The 18,539-nt window shown below is 66.6% G+C and carries 19 protein-coding genes; 5 read left to right on the top strand and 14 right to left on the bottom strand.

What is annotated here, in order from left to right; genetic code table 11:
• Positions 1 to 179: 179 nt before the first annotated feature.
• Entirely contained in the window at positions 180 to 602 is a 423-nt protein-coding gene (locus tag MFF62_RS28430) for a GFA family protein (protein ID WP_238266916.1), read from the bottom strand.
• Positions 603 to 618: 16 nt separating this feature from the next.
• Entirely contained in the window at positions 619 to 1,461 is an 843-nt protein-coding gene (locus MFF62_RS28425; protein ID WP_238266915.1) for a DMT family transporter, read from the bottom strand.
• 122 nt (positions 1,462 to 1,583) lie between these two features.
• On the opposite strand from MFF62_RS28425, the gene gcvA reads away from it, so the two are divergent.
• The gene (gene gcvA / locus MFF62_RS28420) at positions 1,584 to 2,474 is read left to right on the top strand and encodes a transcriptional regulator GcvA (RefSeq protein WP_238266914.1); all 891 of its coding nucleotides are present in this window, start codon (positions 1,584 to 1,586) and stop codon (positions 2,472 to 2,474) included.
• A gap of 17 nt (positions 2,475 to 2,491) precedes the next feature.
• On the opposite strand, the gene MFF62_RS28415 is transcribed toward gcvA, so the two are convergent.
• The 12 genes from MFF62_RS28415 to hisD form a co-directional block, all read right to left on the bottom strand.
• Entirely contained in the window at positions 2,492 to 3,094 is a 603-nt protein-coding gene (locus tag MFF62_RS28415; RefSeq protein ID WP_238266929.1) for an HD domain-containing protein, read from the bottom strand.
• Between the two features lie 5 nt (positions 3,095 to 3,099).
• The gene (locus MFF62_RS28410; protein ID WP_238266913.1) at positions 3,100 to 3,468 is read right to left on the bottom strand and encodes a hypothetical protein; all 369 of its coding nucleotides are present in this window, start codon (positions 3,466 to 3,468) and stop codon (positions 3,100 to 3,102) included.
• Between the two features lie 187 nt (positions 3,469 to 3,655).
• Positions 3,656 to 4,630 carry an alpha/beta fold hydrolase gene (locus MFF62_RS28405; RefSeq protein ID WP_238266912.1) on the bottom strand — a complete coding sequence of 325 codons (975 nt, stop codon included), beginning with the start codon at positions 4,628 to 4,630 and terminating at the stop codon, positions 3,656 to 3,658.
• A gap of 218 nt (positions 4,631 to 4,848) precedes the next feature.
• On the bottom strand, positions 4,849 to 5,844 hold the full coding sequence (locus MFF62_RS28400) for a tripartite tricarboxylate transporter substrate binding protein (protein WP_238266911.1): 996 nt from the start codon (positions 5,842 to 5,844) through the stop codon (positions 4,849 to 4,851).
• Between the two features lie 52 nt (positions 5,845 to 5,896).
• Positions 5,897 to 6,760: an isocitrate lyase/PEP mutase family protein gene (locus MFF62_RS28395; RefSeq protein WP_238266910.1), complete on the bottom strand. Its 864-nt coding sequence runs from the start codon at positions 6,758 to 6,760 to the stop codon at positions 5,897 to 5,899.
• A 58-nt stretch (positions 6,761 to 6,818) separates the two neighbouring features.
• Positions 6,819 to 7,424, bottom strand: a complete 606-nt coding sequence (gene leuD, locus MFF62_RS28390; RefSeq protein WP_238266906.1) for a 3-isopropylmalate dehydratase small subunit — start codon at positions 7,422 to 7,424, stop codon at positions 6,819 to 6,821.
• Positions 7,421 to 8,824, bottom strand: a complete 1,404-nt coding sequence (leuC, locus tag MFF62_RS28385; RefSeq protein WP_238266904.1) for a 3-isopropylmalate dehydratase large subunit — start codon at positions 8,822 to 8,824, stop codon at positions 7,421 to 7,423. Before leuC ends, leuD begins: the two co-directional genes overlap by 4 nt.
• A 3-nt stretch (positions 8,825 to 8,827) precedes the next feature.
• The gene (locus MFF62_RS28380) at positions 8,828 to 9,829 is read right to left on the bottom strand and encodes a Bug family tripartite tricarboxylate transporter substrate binding protein (RefSeq protein ID WP_238266896.1); all 1,002 of its coding nucleotides are present in this window, start codon (positions 9,827 to 9,829) and stop codon (positions 8,828 to 8,830) included.
• Between the two features lie 80 nt (positions 9,830 to 9,909).
• A complete protein-coding gene (locus tag MFF62_RS28375) occupies positions 9,910 to 10,884 on the bottom strand; it encodes a 3-hydroxyacyl-CoA dehydrogenase (RefSeq protein WP_238266894.1) in 975 nt (324 codons plus the stop codon).
• Complete coding sequence (locus MFF62_RS28370; RefSeq protein ID WP_238266891.1) at positions 10,881 to 11,948, bottom strand: LacI family DNA-binding transcriptional regulator; 1,068 nt, start codon at positions 11,946 to 11,948, stop codon at positions 10,881 to 10,883. The genes MFF62_RS28375 and MFF62_RS28370 overlap by 4 nt, the downstream gene beginning before the upstream one ends.
• Positions 11,945 to 12,721, bottom strand: coding sequence for an SDR family NAD(P)-dependent oxidoreductase (locus tag MFF62_RS28365; protein ID WP_238266889.1), 777 nt, complete (start codon positions 12,719 to 12,721; stop codon positions 11,945 to 11,947). The genes MFF62_RS28370 and MFF62_RS28365 overlap by 4 nt, the downstream gene beginning before the upstream one ends.
• A complete protein-coding gene (hisD, locus tag MFF62_RS28360) occupies positions 12,718 to 14,040 on the bottom strand; it encodes a histidinol dehydrogenase (RefSeq protein ID WP_238266888.1) in 1,323 nt (440 codons plus the stop codon). The genes MFF62_RS28365 and hisD overlap by 4 nt, the downstream gene beginning before the upstream one ends.
• A gap of 258 nt (positions 14,041 to 14,298) precedes the next feature.
• On the opposite strand from hisD, the gene MFF62_RS28355 reads away from it, so the two are divergent.
• Genes MFF62_RS28355 through MFF62_RS28340 form a run of 4 tightly spaced genes read left to right on the top strand, consistent with a single transcriptional unit; the run spans position 14,299 to position 18,495 of the window.
• Entirely contained in the window at positions 14,299 to 15,264 is a 966-nt protein-coding gene (locus MFF62_RS28355) for a tripartite tricarboxylate transporter substrate binding protein (protein WP_238266886.1), read from the top strand.
• A gap of 11 nt (positions 15,265 to 15,275) precedes the next feature.
• Positions 15,276 to 16,412 (top strand): TauD/TfdA family dioxygenase, encoded by a 1,137-nt coding sequence (locus MFF62_RS28350; protein ID WP_238266884.1) that lies wholly within the window; start codon positions 15,276 to 15,278, stop codon positions 16,410 to 16,412.
• A gap of 38 nt (positions 16,413 to 16,450) precedes the next feature.
• Entirely contained in the window at positions 16,451 to 17,296 is an 846-nt protein-coding gene (locus MFF62_RS28345; protein ID WP_404990852.1) for an isocitrate lyase/PEP mutase family protein, read from the top strand.
• Positions 17,293 to 18,495: an MFS transporter gene (locus MFF62_RS28340; RefSeq protein ID WP_238266881.1), complete on the top strand. Its 1,203-nt coding sequence runs from the start codon at positions 17,293 to 17,295 to the stop codon at positions 18,493 to 18,495. The genes MFF62_RS28345 and MFF62_RS28340 overlap by 4 nt, the downstream gene beginning before the upstream one ends.
• Positions 18,496 to 18,539: the final 44 nt, after the last annotated feature.

The following is an 18,539-nucleotide window of genomic DNA, read 5'->3' as shown; positions in this document are numbered from 1 at the left end:
ACCAGTTTGCTATTCTCTATGAGGAACGCTTCACCCACCCCGCATCGCTGAGATAATGCTGGCTCACCGGCTAAGTTGACGGTGAGCCTTTAACTGCCCTGAACACAAAAACGCTGACAGGCCCGGCGCAAGCTTACATCAATGCCAAACCCCGGCGATGCCCAGCCCGCGTGGACAGATCAATCCACGGGGATAAAGCGCATGGTGCCCGCCAACCGCGGCGGCCCGCCCGTATCGCCCGGATGATTGACGCCATCGGAGACGGGCACCTCGGCGAAGTCGAACGGGCTCACCCCGTCCAGGCACGCCACGTTCACACCGATCAGGTTCGGATCGGAGCGCCGCCGCAGATGCGTGTGGATGCCGCATTGGGAACAAAAATAGTGCTGCGCCACGCCGGTGTGAAAGCGGTAGCAGGTCAGCACATCCTCGCCCTGCACGAACCGCATCGCACCCACGTCGGCCGCCACCACCACGGCACCGCGCATCCGGCAATAGGAGCAGTTGCAGCGACGCGCCGAGCGCAAACCATCGGCCAGCGTCACCTCGAAACGCACCGCGCCGCAATGGCACTGGCCAGCCACCTTGTTCGTATCACCCACCTTGCTTCTCCTTCTCTCAAAGCCCCAGACACACCGCGCCCGCCGCCACGACGAAGCAGGCCAGCCAGCGCGCCCCACTGACCGATTCGCGCAGGAACACGCGCCCGATCAGCACCGCGAACACCACGCTCGTTTCGCGCAGTGCCGACACCGTGCCCATCGCGCCCGACTGCAGCGCCCAGATCACGATGCCATAGGCCGCCAGCGACACCAGCCCGCCGACCAGCGACGTGCCCACCGCCAGAGGCTGGTCAACCACCGGCTTCCATAGCGACGGAAACCCGCGCATCACCACGAACAGCACCGGCATCAGCCAGTAGGACAGGAACATCCACGCGGTGTACGCCAGCGACTGACCGCCGGACAATCTCACGCCGATGCCGTCGATCACCGTATAGAGCGCAATCGTCGCGCCGGTCACCAGCGCGGCCATCGCCCCCGAGCGCGACACGTGACGCCCCTGCAGTGCGATGGCGACGATGCCGCCCGTGGTCATCACGATGCCGAGTGCGTGTAACGGCTGGATGGCCTCGCCCGCAAACAGCGCCGCGCCCAGCGTCACCAGCAGCGGCGACGAGCCGCGTGCGATGGGGTAGGCGAGCGCCAGGTCGTTGCGGCCATAGGACCGTACCAGGCTCACGTTGTAGAAGATATGCACAAGCCCCGATGCGGCGATGTAGGGCCACGACTCGGGGGCCGGCAAGGGGCTGGACATGACGACGAACGTGGAAACCGCGCCGATCGCGATGCTCATCCACGCCATCGACAGGAACCGGTCTCGATTGCCGTGCAGCATCGCGTTCCAGCTCGCATGGAGCATGGCGGCAAACAGCACGATGCCGCCGGTGTAGGTAAGCATGGGGTCCTGGGTGTCTCTATCGCGAATTGGGGGAGAAAACGGGGCGAAAGCAAAGATAACTATCTTGTAAAGCGCCTGCAACCGAGATAAATTGCCACTTCACGTTAGAAAAACTATTTCGAATGAAACGCGTATTGCCGCCGCTCAATGCCCTGCGCGCCTTCGAGGCGGCGGGCCGGCTGGGCAGCTTCAAGGAGGCCGCCGCCGAACTGCACGTCACGCACGGCGCGGTCAGCCAGCATGTGCGCCTGCTGGAGGACTGGCTCGGGACGCCGATGTTCGAGCGTCACAATCGGCGCGTCACATTGACGCCGGCAGCCCGCGCCTATCTGGCGGAAATCGGCCCCTTGTTCGAACAGCTCTCGCAGGCCACGGCGAGATATGGCATGCCGCAGGCCGTCAGTCGGACGCTGTCCGTCAACGCGCCCGCCACGTTCACGTTGCGCTGGCTGGTGCCGCGACTCGCGACATTCCGCGCCGAGCATCCCGACATCGAGGTCAGGGTGGAGACGTCGAACGGACCGCTGGAGGGGCTGAGGGAAGACCACGACATCGTGATCCGGGGCGGCCCGGACACGTTCTACGGCTATGCGATGCACCCGTTCCTGACCGAGGAACGGCTGCCGGTCTGCAGCCCGGCGCTATTGCAGCGCCTGCCGTTGCGTACGCCGGACGACTTGCGGGATCACACGCTGCTGCATACATCGAGCCTGCCACGGCTGTGGCCGGACTGGCTGGCCCGCGCGAGCATCCCGGCGCTGAGGCCGGCCGCGACGTTGACCTTCGACCACTTCTACCTGAGCTTGCAGGCCGCCATCGACGGCATCGGCGTGGCGATGGGGCCCACCGCGCTGGTATCGCACGACCTTGCCGCCGGTCGGCTGGTCACGCCATTCGATAGCCCGCGTCTGCCGTCACGCAGCTATTGCAGCTACGTGCCCGACGAAAAGGCCGACGATGCACTGGTGGGGTTGTTCCGTTCGTGGCTGGAACGCGAAGGGGCAGCAGCCTGACCGGCGCGACCCGTCACTCACTCCGGCGTGTTCTCTTTGGACGAGCCACGAAAATGTTCCTGCACGAGCCGGGTGGCCGCCTCCCATAGCGCCGGCGCGCCGCGTGCGATGGGCGGCCCGTAGCGCTCATTTACCTGCGCTTCGCTGACCTGATGCGCGACCCACGTGCCACCGTCGGTGGCCACGTTGTGGATCAGCGGCTGAAAGCGGTCCAGCGCCTTGGCGAATCGGGCGTCGTCGGTGTCAGCAGCTTCGAACTCGGCCCAGAGATCGCGAAACTCGGTCCCCTGCGCGGCGGGCAGCAACGAGAAAATCCGTTCGGCAGCCAGGCGCTCGCGCTCGGCCTGGTCGGCTTGCTGCGATGGATCGTGGAATGGCGTGTCGCCGGCATCAATCTCCACGATGTCGTGCAGCAGCAGCATCTTCACCACGCGCACCACATCGACCGGTGCCGCCGCGTGCTCGGACAGCACCAGCGCATACATGGCGAGATGCCACGAATGCTCGGCACTGTTCTCGCGCCGCGACTGGTCGATCAGCGGCGACATCCGCAGCACGCCTTTCAGGCGGTCGATTTCGCGAAGGAAGGCGAGCTGGCGCTCCAGGTTGGTGAGGTCCACGGTGGTCACTTTGCTTCGTCTTCTTCGCCTGCCTTGTCGTCCTCCAGCAGGTGGCCGTAGGCGTCGATTTCCTTCTGCGTACGCGCCTCGCTGGCAGCGATCTTCTCGGCCGTGATCTCGCCGTCGACAAACTCGACCGACACCCTTCTCACCCGCTTGTCCTTGTCGACGATGCCCTGCAGCACCTTGTCGAACAGCTTTTCCCCGGCCTTGAGCCCCAGCGCCTGCGGCACCAGCACCTTGACCAGCAGGATCTCGTCGCCCGATGCTTCAGCCGCCTCGGCCAGCGCCGTGCGCAGGTAACCCTTCAGTTTCAGGACGCTGAGATCGCCGGGAACTGCCACATGCGATACCCGAATCCGCTTCTTGTCCATGCCCTTCCTGTATGCGTGTCGTGTCAAGCGGCCGAATATACCGCAGCCGGCGCGCAAAAAAAGAAAGCCCGCCACTGGAGATGGATCGGGCCGGAAGAAGCACCACAGCTACGGAGAGACGATAGCGCCTGTCAGGTGGCAGAGTTGTCGGGGGCTGTCTGATTCTTGCAGCGCAGCAAGCCGCGGATCAGCGGAACGCTTCGCGCACAGCCTCCACGGCATGCTGCGGGTCCTGCAGATGCGGATAGTGGCCGACACCGGGCAGCACGTGCAGCGGCGCATTTGCCCTCGCGGCGAATTCGGCGCCCATTCCCGGGGTGATGAAGATATCCCGCTCGCCCCAGACCACCTTGACCGGCGTCTTGAGCCGGTCGAGCGCGGCCTCGAACGCATCCTGGTCGCGCGTGAAATGCGAGTAGTAGTGGTAGAACGCGTCGGCCGATGTCAGCGAACCGTTCTGCCAGCCCCGCGCCATGTCGGCCCGGTATTCCGCGCTGAGTTCATAACGGGCCACATCGGGCAAGCCCCGCGTGAAGGCGTTCTGCAGGATCTCGTCGCGGGTGTCGTTGAACACCTTCCGCACGACCGGCGCCGACTTGGGGTCCTTCATGGCCTGCAGCCGTTCCTGCATGTACTGGGGACGATTGAACGGCGCGAAGTCGCCGACGATGATGGTGTGCGCGATGTCGGGCCGGTCGATTGCGGCCAGCAACGCGGGCAGCGCGCCGATGTCGGTGGCGTAGATCACCAGGCGCTGGCGGTCGATGCCGGCCTTGTCGATGTAGCGTTGCAGCACGTCGGCATAGGCGCGCGGTGCGTAGCTGAACTGGTCCGCCGGCGGCCGCGAAGAGTCGCCGTAGCCTGGCCAGTCGAATGCATGGACTTCGAAGTCGCGCCCAAGCGTCGCCGCCGCCTCTTTCCAGGCCAGCATGGTCTCGGGAAAGCCATGCAGGAACAGCACCGTCCCCTTGGCCTGCGTTGGGCTCACGACCATCCGCCTGAGCCGCATGTCGGGCCCGACTTCCAGGTATCCCTCGGTAGCCACCGCTTCTTGCCCTGCAGCGGCCGCACCGGCACTGATGGCGCCTAGCAGCGCTACCGTTGCCGCTGCCGCGGCCCTGCGGGCGCGAAATGCCCTGCCTTTGGATCTTTCCGACTTCATGTCCTTCACCTCGCATGCTGGAGACAACCGCTCGGCAACATCGATCACCGAACCGCTGTATGTGCGAAGGATTAGGAAAGCCGGATGTATCGCGTTTGTGGCCGGCGTACAGGCCCGGCGTATCGGCATGTATGGCCAGCCCGCCCGCGATACAGGCCGATACAAAAAGCGCGCCAGGCGTGCGGGCCCGGCGCGCCGGAACCGTCACGCCACGGCCATCAGTTCAACGGAAAGCGCTTGGCCAGCGCCGTGAACCGCTGGTCTTCCTTGCGCACCTGGGCCGCGAATTCGTCCGGCGTATTCACCAGCGGTTCTGCTCCGGCCGCCGTGATGGCCTTTTGCAGCTCCGCATGGCTCATGGCCTCGCGCACAGCAGCGTAGATGGCTTGCGTCACCGCCGGCGGCGTGCCCTTCGGTGCGAACAGGCCAAACCACGTGGTGTATTCGTACTGCGGCAAGCCGGTCTCGATCACGGTCTTCACGTCGGGCGCGCCGGCGAAGCGATGCGTGCCCTGGTTGGCCACGATCTTCAGCGTGCCGGCCTTCTGGTGCGGCAGCGCCGACGCCACGCCGGTCACGGCGAAGTTGACGTTGTTGGCGATCATGTCGGTGATGATGGCCGCGGTGCCCTTGTAGTTGACCACGATGAGATTCGGCAGCACTTCGGCCTTCAACTGCTGGCCGAACAGCTTGGCCACGTTTTCACCGGTGCCCATCGAGCACGGCGTGGTGGCGGTCTTGCAATAGTTGATCAACTCCGGCAGCGACGTGGCCGGGAATTTGCCGTTGGCGACGATCACGCCTGGTGATTGCGCGATGTTGGTGACCGGCACCAGGCTGGCCAGCGGGTCGGTGCCGGTGAACGACGGCGCGTGCTTGGTCAGCACGATGGCCGGCGTCTGCAGCAACAGCGTGTATCCATCGGGCTTGGCTTCGGTGACCTTGCGCGTGCCGATCAGGCCATCCGCGCCGGGCAGGTTGACCACCAGCACGGGTTGGCCCCACTGCTCGCCCAGCAGCTTGGCCGTGGCCCGGGCCGAGGCGTCGGTGCCGCCGCCCGGCACGTAGGGCACCACGATGGTCACCGGGCGATCCGGCTTCCATGCGGGCTGCGCCATGGCAGGCGTGATCGACGTGGCGGCTGCCACGGCAGCCGAAAGAAGCAGCGCGCCCTGATACAGGGTACGGCCACGGATTGGATTGGCGATCGGCATTTGAGTCTCCTCCTGTCGTTGTTGTGTCGCGGGTCGTCGCGGGTCGTTGTGCTTAGCGCGCCCAGCGTTTCTCGAAATCCCAGACCTGCTCGAAGCCGATCAACCTGCAGAACTCGTTGAAGTCGGCCATCGGGATGTCAGGCGACAGGCTGGTGCCGGCTTCCTTCAGGTGGCGCAGCGACGCCTCCATTGCGGCGGCGGCCACCAGGCTGGTCATGGCCGGGAAGATCGCGAGCGAGTAGCCGATCTCTTCCAGCACCTTGGCCGGCAGGATCGGCGTCTTGCCGCCGTCGGCCATGTTGGCCATCATCGGCAGGTCGAACGCCTCGCAGGCGCGGCGCATTTCTTCTTCCGATTGCGGGGCCTCGAAGAACAGGATGTCGGCCCCGGCCTTCGCATACGCTTCCATGCGGCGCATGGCGTCGTCCACGCCCAGGCTGGCGCGGGCGTCCGTGCGGGCGATGATCAGGAAGTTCTCTTTGTCCTCGCGCGCTTCCGACGCAACCTTGATCTTCTCGACCATGTCCTCGATGGGCACGCAGCGCTTGAACGGCGTATGGCCGCACTTCTTCGGGAATTCCTGGTCTTCGATCTGGATCGCGGTCACGCCAGCTTCCTCGTAGCCGCGCACCGTGTGGTGCACGTTGAGCAGGCCGCCGTAGCCGGTGTCGGCGTCGGCGATCAGCGCGGCCTTGGACGTACGCGTGATGGTGCGCATGCGGTCGACCATCTGGGTGTAGGTGGCGATGCCGGCGTCGGGCAGCCCCAGGCTGGACGCGGTGAGCCAGTAGCCCGAGCCGTAGATGATGTCGAAGCCGACCTTGGTCGTCATGACGGTGGCGATCATGTCCTGCACGCCGGGGATGACGATGAATTCCTTGGCGGCAAGTCTTTGTCGGAGGATGGGATTGGCCATGGCGGTTCCAGTAATGCGCGGTGCGTAAGCGAAAAAGGGAAATGTAGGGATCAGCGGCTCAGTCCATCGAGGCCAGCCACGGCTGGTCGCGCTGCACGCGCTGCTCGTAGGCACGCAGCTCGGCGTCGTAACGCAGCGTGCGGTCCACTTCGTCCTCGGCGGAGAGCAATTGTTCGGCGTGCCCGTCGGCCAGCGTGATAGCGATGACGCTGCCATCTGGCAATTGCAGGCTGCGTTCGGCAACCCGCAGGTGCAGCGGCGCGTCGCCAGCGGCGGCCAGTGCCTGCAGCAGGCGTGCGTGGTCGGCCGGCGTGACGATGGCGGCTACCACGCCGTTCTTCACGCAGTTGTTGCGGAAGATATCGCCGAACGACAGCGCCACCACAGCCTGCACGCCGTAATCGGACAGTGCCCAGACCGCGTGTTCACGCGACGAGCCGCAGCCAAAATTCTGCAAGGCCACCAGCACGCGCGGCGGCGACGGCTCGGCCATGAAGGCCACCTCGTGGCGCCCTTCGGCCAGCCAGTCGGCAAACAGGTGCGCGCCCATGCCGGTGCGTTGCACCAGCCGCAGGAAGCGGCCCGGGAAGATGGCATCGGTGTCGATGTCGTCGCGCTGCATCACGGCGGCGCGGCCTTGGACTTCTGCAATCACGGATTTCATGCCAGGTACTCCCGGGGATCGGTCAGGCGCCCCTGCAGCGCGGACGCCGCCACGGCGGCCGGGCTCATCAGATGAGTGCGGCCACCCTGCCCCTGCCGGTTCTCGAAATTCCGGTTCGACGTGGACGCGCAGCGCTCGCCCGGCGCCAGGCTGTCGCCATTCATGCCGATGCACATCGAGCAGCCCGATTCGCGCCATTCAAAACCGGCGTCGACAAACACCTGTGCCAGGCCCTCGGACTCGGCCGCGCGCTTGACGCTGCCCGACCCGGGCACCACCAGCGCACGCACACCCGTGGCCACGCGACGCCCGCGCACCACGTCGGCGGCGGCGCGCAGGTCTTCGAGCCGGCCATTGGTGCACGACCCGATAAAAGCCACGTCGATGGGCACCGACGACAGCGACTGGCCAATCTCCAGTCCCATGTAGGCCAGGTTCTCTTCCAGGCGGTTGCGCTCGGCGGCCTCGTCGAGGCGCGCGCCGTCGCCAACACGGCCGGTGATCTCGGCGCTGTCGGCGGGCGTGGTGCCCCACGTCACGAGCGGCGCGACGGTGGTGGCATCGAAGTCGACGCGGCGATCGAAGTCGGACGTATCATCGGTGCGCAGCGCGCTCCAGACCTGGGCGGCCTGTTCAAAGTGCTCGCGTGCCGCGCCTTGCACGCGGTCGCGCAGGTAGGCCAGCGTGGTGGCATCGGGGGCGATCAGCCCGAAGCGCGAGCCCGCCTCGATCGTCAAATTGCAAAGCGTGAGCCGGGCCTCCATCGACAGCGCCTGCACCGTGGGGCCAAAGTACTCGACGCCGTAGCCATTGCCGCCGCTGGTGCCGATATGGTGGATGATGGCCAGCGCCAGGTCCTTGGCGTAGACACCGCGCGCCAGCGCGCCCGAGATGGCGATGCCGAGCGTGCGCGGCTTGCGCATCCACAGGCTCTGCGTGCTCATCACGTGCGCCACTTCCGAGGTGCCGATACCCCAGGCCAGCGCACCCATCGCGCCCAGCGTGGCACTGTGCGAATCGCCGCACACCACGGTGCTGCCCGGCAACACATAGCCAAGCTCTGGCGCGATGACGTGGACGATGCCTTGCAGCGGGTGGTCCAGGTCGAACAGCCGCATGCCGGTGGCCTGCGTGTTACGCCGAAGCGTGGCGATCTGTTCGCGGCTTTCCGCGTTGGGGATATTCGTCAGCCGGTCCGCCGTGGTGGGCACGTTGTGGTCCTGCACCGCGATATGGCGCGGCGACGAACGCAGCGCGTGGCCGGAATCCGCCATGCTGGCAAACGCCTGCGGGCTGGAGACCTCCTGCACCAGATGCCGGTCGATATAGACCAGGTCTTCACCGGCATCGTTGCGGGCCACCGCGTGGGCGCCCCAGATCTTGTCGAACAGTGTGGTCATGGGTCAGTCCAGCTGGATATGGGCAGCCTTGACGATCGCCTTGTTCTTTTCGAGGTCACGCACGATCTCGCGGCCGTAGGCGTCCGGCGTGCCCGGCGTGGCGATAATGCCCAGCGACGACAGACGCTCGCGCATGGCCGGATCGGCCAGCACCTTCTGCAGCGCGGCGTTGAGCTTGTCGATCACGGGCTTCGGCGTGCGGGCCGGTGCCATCAGACCCACCCAGGAATTGATCTCGAAGTCCTTCATGCCTGCCTCGATCAGCGTCGGCACGTTGGGCAGCGACGGCGCGCGCTCGCGCGAAGTCACGGCCACCGCGTCGATCTGGCCCGCCTTGACGAACGGCATGGCGCCGGTCACCGCGGCGAACGTCACCGGCAGCGTGCCGCCCACCACATCCAGCAGCGCCTGGCCACCGCCCTTGTACGGCACGTGGGTCATCGGCATGCCGGTGCGCTGGTGGAACATTTCGCCGGCCAGGTGCGTGGTGCTGCCGTTGCCGGCGCTACCGTACGACACGCCGCCCGGCAGCGTCTTCGCGTACTTCTGCAGGTCTGCCACGGTCTTGATGCCCAGCTTCGGATTGGCCGCGATCAGCAGCAGCGCGTCGCCGATCTTGCCGATGGGCGTGAAGTCCTTCACGGGATCGAACGGCACCTTGGCGTAGACGTTCGGATTGATCACCAGCGTGCCGTCGTAGCCGAGCAGCAGCGTGTAGCCATCGGGTTCGGCTTTGGCCGCCATCTGCGTACCGATGTTTCCGCCCGCGCCAGGCTTGTTGTCCACCACGATCTGCTGACCCAGTTGCTGGCCGAGCTTTTCAGCCACGATGCGGGCGCTGGTGTCAGTCACGCCGGCATTCGCGAACGGCACGATCAGGCGGATCGGCTTGTTCGGGTAGTCGCTCTGCGCGTGCGCGGCAGGCAGGCCGCAGGCGGCCAGGGCAAGAGTGACGCCAAGCAGGCGGCGGCGGGCGCGGTTGGATACGCTGAAGGGCTGTTGCATGGTGAGGGTCTCCTGTTTTATCGGGATGAAGGCATCTGCGTGCCCTTGCTGGGTTGTATGTGTTCTGGAAAGGACGTGGCTCAGGTCCTTGGGTCTTGCGTGCGCCGGGTGGCGGCAAATTCCATCAGGCGTTCGTCGCGCCATGCGCGGCGGGCTTCCAGGTCGGCGTCTGCCAGGTGCTGGCGCCGGTGCGACTCCACCTCGCGGATCAGGTCGGCGTCCCAGGGCGCCTCATGGGTGCGTGACTCGGCAATGCGCTGGTACAGCGGCCCCAGCCGCACCGCGTAGTCGGCCACGCCGCCCGGCGCATTGAGATCGATGGTCTCGAACGGGCCCATGAACGACCAGCGCCAGCCCAGGCCGTCGCGGATGGTCTTGTCGACGTCCTCGCACGAGGCCACACCTTCCTGCACCAGCGCCCAGGCCTCGCGCAGCAGCACAGCCTGCAGGCGGTTCAGCACAAAGCCTTCCACTTCCTTGCGCACGTGCACCACGGCCTGACCCACGGCGCGCATCAGCGCGTCGGCAAAGTCGACCGTGCTCCCGGCGGTTTCCGGCGACGGCACCAGTTCCACCACCGGCACCAGGTACGGCGGGTTGACCGGGTGGGCGATCAGCACGCGTGGCGAAATCGACAGCCCCAGCGCGAAGGCCGAGCCGGGAATGCCGGACGTTGAGCTGCCGATCACGGTGTCGGGCGCGGCCAGCGCGTCCAGATCCACCATCAGTTGCCGCTTCACGTCGACGCGTTCGAGCACCGATTCCTGTACGTAGGCCACACCGTCCACCGCCTCGGCCAGCGTGGCAACCGGCGTGATGCGGGCCAGCACCACGGCCGGCTCTTCGTCGATCAGCCCATGCCGCTGCAGCCCGGCCAGTTGTGCCTCGATCAGCGGCACCGCCTTGCGGGTGATGTCGGGATTGGCGTCGAACATCCGCACGTTCAGGCCCGCGCGGGCGAAGACGATGGCCCAGCCGGCGCCAACCAGCCCGGCGCCGACGATGGCTACGGGGCGGCCAGCACAGAGCGCCGCGATGTCTTGGTGTTGGTTCATGTTGTCTTGCGCTTGCGTTGGGGGGATTTGGGGGCGGCGCCAGTTTCGGCCGCTTCGCGCACACGCACGGTGCCGCGTTCCACCAGCACGCACGGTACGTCCACGCTGCGTGCCATGACCTGGCCGCCGATCTGGTCGAACAGCAGCGTGCGCGTGGCATCCACCATCTGCTCGATGTTCTGCTGCACGGTGGTCAGGTCAAACGACGGCCACGCGGCCTGGGGCACGTTGTCGAAGCCCACCACGGACACGTCGCGCGGTACCTGCAGGCCCAGGTCGGTGCGCAGCGTTTCCAGCACGGCGATGGCCATATGGTCATTGGCCACGAATACCGCGTCAGGCTGGTTGGCGGTGTCGCTGAACATCTCCAGGATGGCGCGCCGTGCTTCGGCAAAGTCGTAGTGGCCCACGCCGCGCGCATGCAATGGCAGGCCCGCCGCGCCCAGCGCGTCCAGCAGCCCGGCCCCGCGGTCACGGCTGGTCGATGCGTTCTCGGCGCCGGCCAGCCACGCGATGCGGCGATGCCCGGTGCGCACCAGCAGTTCGCCAACCAGCCGGCCGCCTTCGCGGTTCTGGGAGGTCACCGAACTCGTGGAAAACGCGCCCATGGCGCCCATCTGCGCCACGCGGTTGAACAGCACCACGGGAATACCGGCGTTCTGGCAATCGTTGGCCAGCGCCGACGACAGCGTCGTGGACGCCATCACGATGCCATCCACCTGGTACTGCAGGATGTCCGCCAGCACGTTGTCGGCATCCTCGGTCTCGCTGATGAACAGCAGCACGTGGTAGCCGTCCTGCTGCAGCGCCTGGCACAGCCGCTCGATCACCACCGGGTAGAACTGGTTTTCCAGATAGCTCATCACCAGCCCGATGATCCGGCTGCGGCGCGTGATGAGGCTGCGCGCAATCGCATTGGGCCGATAGCCGAGCTTGCGCGCGGCGATCTCGATGCGTTCGCGCGTCTCGGGCGCCACGCTGGCGCCGGGCGTGAACGTGCGGCTGACGGCGGATTGCGACACCTCCGCCAGCCGGGCCACGTCGTGGGCGGTGACCTTCTTCATGCCGCCGTCCAGCCGCCGTCCAGCATCAGCGCGCTGCCCGTCATCAGGCTCGACGCGTCGCTGGCCAGGAACACCACGGGCCCCATCACCTCGTCGATGCGGCCCAGCCGGCCGAGCGCGATCTTGTCGAGCACGAACTGGCGGAACGACGCGTCCTTGAACATCGGCGCGGTCAGGGCCGTTTCGATGAACGTGGGACACAGCGTGTTGACGCGGATGCCCGCCGGGCCCAGCTCCCACGCCAGCGCCTTGCTCATGCCTTCCACGGCGTGCTTGCTGGCGCAGTACAGCGTGCGGCGCGGGCTGCCCACATGCCCCATCTGCGACGAAACATTGATGATCGAGCCCGGCAGACCGGCGGCCTGCAGGCTGCGCGCCACCTCGCGGCAGACGTAGAACGTGGCCTTGACGTTCAGCGCGAACACCGCGTCGATGTCGTCGTCGGCCACCTCGGTCAGCAGCTTGGGCCGGTTCATGCCCGCGTTGTTGACCAGCACCTGGAACGGCGGACGGCTGTCGATCGCGTGCCGCACGGCCGCCGAGTCGGTGACGTCCAGCACCATGAAGTCGGCGCTGCCGCCCTGCGCGCGGATCGCGGCGCAGGCGGATTCCAGCTCATCAGCCGAGCGGGCCGCCAGCGTCACCGCGGCACCGGCCTGGGCCAGTGCCACGGCGGCCGCCAGGCCCAGCCCGCGGCCGCCGCCCGTGACGAGCGCGCGCTTGCCGTCGAGCCGGAAGCCGCCGAACGCGGGCAATGGCGTAGCCGCTGTCACTGCTGCAGCTCCGGCACCGGCTCGTACCAGGGCACTTCCGGGCGATTGCCGTAGCGGCGCACGCGGATATTGGCCTGCTCGCCATGGCCGGCAAAGTTCTCCATGTGGCACAGGCGCGAGCAGTATTCGCCGATCTCGGCGCTGGCGGCGTCGGTCGTCACACGCTGGAACGTGCAGGTCTTCAGGAACTTGCCGACCCACAGGCCGCCCGTGTAGCGCGCGGCCTTGTTGGTGGGCAGCGTGTGGTTGGTGCCGATGACCTTGTCGCCAAAGGCCACGTTGGTGCGCGGGCCCAGGAACAGCGCGCCGTAGTTGCTCATGTTGTTCAGGAACCAGTCCGGGTCGCGCGTCATCACCTGCACGTGCTCCGACGCGATTTCGTCGGCCTTCTGCAGCATCTCCTCGCGCGAATCGCAGACGATCACCTCGCCAAAATCGGCCCATGCCTTGGCGGCGATCTGTGCCGTGGGCAGGATCTTGAGCTGGCGCTCGATCTCGGCCATGGTGGCGTGCGCCAGCGCTTCGCTGTCGGTCAGCAGCACTGCCGGCGACGTCAAGCCATGCTCGGCCTGGCCCAGCAGGTCGACCGCGCAGAGTTCGCCGTCCACCGAGTCATCGGCGATCACCAGCGTTTCGGTGGGGCCGGCAAACAGGTCGATGCCGACGCGGCCGAACAGTTGCCGCTTGGCTTCGGCCACGAACATGTTGCCCGGGCCGACCAGCATGTCCACCGGTGCAATGCTCGATGTGCCAACCGCCATCGCCACCACGGCCTGCACGCCGCCCAGCACCAGGATCTCGTCGGCGCCGGCCATGTGCATGGCGGCAACGATGGCCGGGTGCGGCTCGCCGTGGAACGGCGGCGCCGTGGCCACCACGCGCTTGACGCCGGCCACCTTGGCGGTCAGCACGCTCATGTGCGCCGACGCCAGCAGCGGATACTTGCCGCCGGGGATGTAGCAGCCCACGGCGTTGATCGGCACATGGCGGTGACCGAGGAACACGCCGGGGCGGGTCTCCACTTCCACGTCGAGCATCGAGTCGCGCTGGATCTGCGCGAAGTTGCGCACCTGCGCCTGGGCAAAGCGGATGTCTTCGAGTTCGCGCGCCGACAGGCTCTTCATCGCGCGTTCGATGGCGGCGTCCGACAGGCAGAAGTCCTGCGGGTCCCAGTTGTCGAACTTCTTGCTGTACTCGCGCACGGCGGCGTCGCCGCGCGTCTCGATGTCGCGGATGATGCCTTCTACGGTGTTGCGAACGGCGGTATCGTCTTCAGCGCGTGCCTGGACGTCGCGTCCACGCTTGAGGTATCGAATCATGGGTTTTTCCGTGTGGGGTTGTGCATACGTATGCAGACTACTTTTCTTGCATTCGTATGCAAACTCAGCGTTTTCCCTGATTCGATCAAAATTTGTTGGCATAGGGAAAGCACCAAGACCGTCCGCCTTGCAAGCGTTGGGCTACCTTCCTATGCTTGTCTCACCATTTGTCCGGACAAAATAATAAATACGGACACGACGATTCCGATCCGGTTCCGCCCGGGCCACATCAGTCGCACGAAAAGAGGAGACAACCGCATGTTCGCCCCACACAAAATCACCGCCCTGGCCCTGTCGCTGGGCTGCGCCGCGCTGGCCCTGCCCGCGCACGCCGAATTCCCGGACAAGACGGTCAGGATCGTCGTGCCCTATTCGGCCGGCGGCGGCACCGACATCGTGGCCCGCCGGCTGGCGGAGCGGCTGACGCCCCGGCTCAAGCAGACCGTGGTGGTGGACAACCGTCCCGGCGCCAACGGCATCATCGGCACCGACTTCGTCGCCAAGTCCGCGCCGGATGGCCACACCTACGTGCTGGTGGTGAACACGCACCTGCTCAATCCCATCCTCTACAAGAAGATGCCGTACGACACGTTCGGCGACCTGATCGGCGTGACCATGGTGTGCAAGTCGCCGCTGGTCTTTGTCACGCAAACCCAGTTCCCGGCCACCAACGCGATGGACTTCGCCAAGTACGTGAAGGCCAAGCCCGACAAGTACTCGTATGGCAGCTCCGAGAACATGACCCGGCTGGTGGGCGAGATGTACAACAAGCAGCAGCACCTGGACATGGTGAACGTGGCCTACAAGGGCGGCGCGCCGCTGATGACCGACGTGATCGGCGGCATCACCACCATTGGCGTGACCAGCGTGCTGACCGCCAAGCCGTTCATCACGTCCGGCAAGCTGCGCCCGCTGGCCGTGACCGGCGCACAGCGCACCCCCGCCCTGCCCAACGTACCGACGATGATCGAGTCCGGCATGAAGGACTTCGAGGTCTACACGTCCTACAGCCTATACGCCCCGGCCAAGACGCCGCGCGCCGCGCTGGAACGCATGCAGAAGGAAGTGCATGACATTGTGATGGCGCCCGACATGAAGGAAATCCTCGCCGAACAGGCGGCCACGCCGGTGGCGCAATCGGTGGACCAATTCAACGCCGAGGTGAAGACCGATTTCGCGGCCTGGCAGCGGCTGGCCAAGGAAGTGAACCTGCAAGCGGAATAAGAGACGCCGACATGACTACCACCAAGACCGAAATGCCGACCCTCGACACGATCCGCCCGGTACCGGGCGGCTGGACGCGCGCCGACATGGAGCGCGACCAGAGCTGGATCCACGTGCTGCAAGCCGACGAGATCGACGCGCTGGAGCACGCGCTGCGCCATGCGCTGGCCACTGGCCGCGAGATGTTCGAGATGTCGATCGAGGACTTTCCGCTGGACGCCCGCGTACGCCGCCGCCTGGTGGCGCTGATCGACGACACGCAGGGCGGCTTCGGCGCGAAGCTGCTGCGTGGATTCCCCGTGGAGCGCTGGGACACCGATGCGCTGCGCAAGCTGTTCTGGGGCATCGGCCTGCTGCTGGGCGTGGCGCGTCCGCAGGGCAAGATGAGCCAGTTCGTGTCCGACGTACGCGACGCGGGCGGTACGTATCGCTCAAGCACCGGACGCGGCTACAACACGCGCTCGGGCCTGGACTTCCACGCCGACGGCAGCGACATGGTGGGCCTGTTCTGCGTGCGCACCGCCAAGCAGGGCGGATCGAGCCTGATCACCAGTTCGATTGCCGCGCACAACGAGATGGTGCGGCTGCGCCCGGACCTGGCCGCCGAACTGTATGCCCCGCTGGTCTTCAGCCGGCAAGGCGAGCACGCCGCCGAGGAAACCCCCTGGTACGAGGCACCGATCTTCGGCATGCGCGACGGGCAGTTTGCGTGCCGCCACATCCGCAACCACATCAAGGGCGCGCAGGCGACCTTTCCCGACGTACCGCGCCTGTCGCCGAGCCAGACCGAGGCGCTGGACATGTTCGACGCATTGCTGGCACGCGAGGACCTGTGCTATGACATGGACCTGCAGCCCGGCGATATCCAGTTGCTGAACAACCATATCGTGCTGCATTCGCGCACCGAGTACGAAGACCATCCCGAACCCGAGCGCAAGCGCCATCTGTTCCGGCTGTGGCTGTCGCTGCCACAGGCGCAACCGCTGCCGCTGGGCTGGCTCGATGCCTACAAGGACGTGGATGCCGCGTGCGTGCGCGGTGGATTCCGCGGCATCGGCATCACCCCTGAAATCCGCGCGTTCGAAGCGCGCATGGCCAACGCCCATGGCATGAAACTGCGTATCTATCCCGTCAAGGAAGCTGCCTGATGACCACCACCCCCTCCCAGGGCACCGCCCGTCCGTCCATGCGCGAACTGCTCGCACGCAAGCGGCTGATCGCCGCGCCCGGCGTGTTCGACATGATCTCCGTGCGCATCGCCACGCGCATGGGATTCGACTGCCTCTACATGACCGGCTATGGCACGGTTGCCTCGTACCTGGGGCTGCCCGACGCGGGCCTGGCCACCTACACCGACATGGTGAACCGCGTGGGCGCGTTCTGCTCGGCGGCCACGGTGCCGATGATCTGCGATGGCGACACCGGCTATGGCGGCTTGCTCAACGTGGCGCACACCGTGCGTGGCTACGAGCGCGCCGGCGCCAGCGTGATCCAGCTCGAAGACCAGGAATTCCCGAAGAAATGCGGCCATACGCCGGGCCGGCGCGTGATTCCGGTGGACGACATGGTCAAGAAGATCCAGGTGGCCGTGGAAGCGCGCAGTAGCCGCGACTTCCTGATCCTGGCCCGCACCGATGCGCGCACGACGCTGGGGCTCGACGAGGCACTGCGCCGTGCCGAAGCCTATGCGCGCGCCGGGGCCGACATCCTGTTCGTGGAATCGCCCGAATCGGAGAAGGAACTGGAGATCATCGGCCGCACCTTCGACCTGCCGCTGCTGGTCAACGTCGTGGAAACGGGCCGCACGCCGGTACTGCCGGCCGAGACGCTGGAGCAGATGGGCTTTTCCATCGCGATCTACCCGGCGGTTGGCTTCCTGGCCATGGGCAAGGCGCTGGAGGACGTGTACGGCCATCTGCAGACCAACCGGACATCGCTCGGCATCGGCGACAAGCTGTATGACTTCCCGCGCTTCAACACGCTGATGGACTTCGAGTCGGTCTGGGACTTCGACAAGCGTCACGCTTCATGACCGCTGCCCTGCCGGCACCCGCCGCCGGGCAACCGGCGTTGACGCTGGCCAGCACGCTGGCCATCCAGATGCTGGCCACGGCCGCCACGCTGGCGTTTGCCGTGCTGGCGCCCGTGATGCCGGGCGTGGCACTGACCAGCGTCGGCGTGTTCCTGTCGCTGGTGTATATCGGCGGGATGGGGGGCAGCCTGGCAGGCGCGGGACTGGTCGGGGCGCTTGGGCCGGTGCGGGCCTCGCAACTGGGCCTGCTGGCCCAGGCGGCGGCGCTGGGCATGCTGGCCACCGGCGTGCCGGAACTGCGGCCGGTGGCGGCGCTGGCCAGCGGCTTTGGCTATGGGCCGATCACGCCGGCAAGTTCACAGATCCTGGCGCGCACGACGTCGCCGGGGCGCATGGGTTTCATCTTCTCGCTGAAGCAGACTGGCGTGCCGGCTGGCGGCCTGCTGGCCGGCGCCGTGCTACCGCCGCTGGCTGCGCTGACGTCATGGCAGGCCGCGCTAGGCGTGCTGGCGGCCACGGGGCTGGCCATCGCGGCGCTGAGCCAGCCGTTGCGACGCATTCATGACGACGCCGCCACCGGTCGGGTCGTGCTGCGTGCCAACCTGCGCCAGATGTTTGCCGATGTGCTCGGCGACCGCAGCCTGCGTTCGATGGCGGCGGTCTCGCTGCTGTTCTCGGCCTGCCAGCTATCGGTCAGCGGCTACCTGATGGTGTACCTGACCGCCGAGATCGGCATCGGACTGACGCAGGCCGGGCTGATCTACGCCGTGACGCAGGGCGCGGGCATCGCGGGGCGACTGGCCTGGGGTCATATCGCCGACATGGCCGGCGCGCCGCGTGGCGTGCTGGTGGTGCTGGCCGTGCTGATGAGCGCCGCCGCCGTGGCGGTGGGCATGTTTACGTCGCAGTGGACGTTGGTGCCGCTCTGCCTGGTGGCCGCGCTGCTGGGCGCGACGGCAATCGGATGGAACGGTGTCTACCTGGGCGAAGTGGCGCGGCTGGCGCCGCCGGGACGGGTGGCGTCGGTGACCGGCGGCGCGCTGTTCTGCACGTATTTTGGCGTGGTATCGGGCCCGCTCGCGTTTGGCTATTTCGCGCAACGCATGCACAGCCTGAGCGCGGCCTACCTGGCGCTGGCCATCGTGCCAGTGCTGGCGGCAGCGCTGCTATTGTGGGGCGGACGCGGCCGGGGCGGCTGACGCTTACCCGCCAACGCTTGCTCGCCATGATGGGTCCCGGCTAT

Source organism: Cupriavidus pauculus (genome assembly GCF_022179805.1).
Classification (GTDB): Bacteria; Pseudomonadota; Gammaproteobacteria; order Burkholderiales; family Burkholderiaceae; genus Cupriavidus; species Cupriavidus pauculus_E.
Note: the sequence above shows the minus strand (reverse complement) of the source record. Positions and strands in the feature narration are given on the sequence as shown.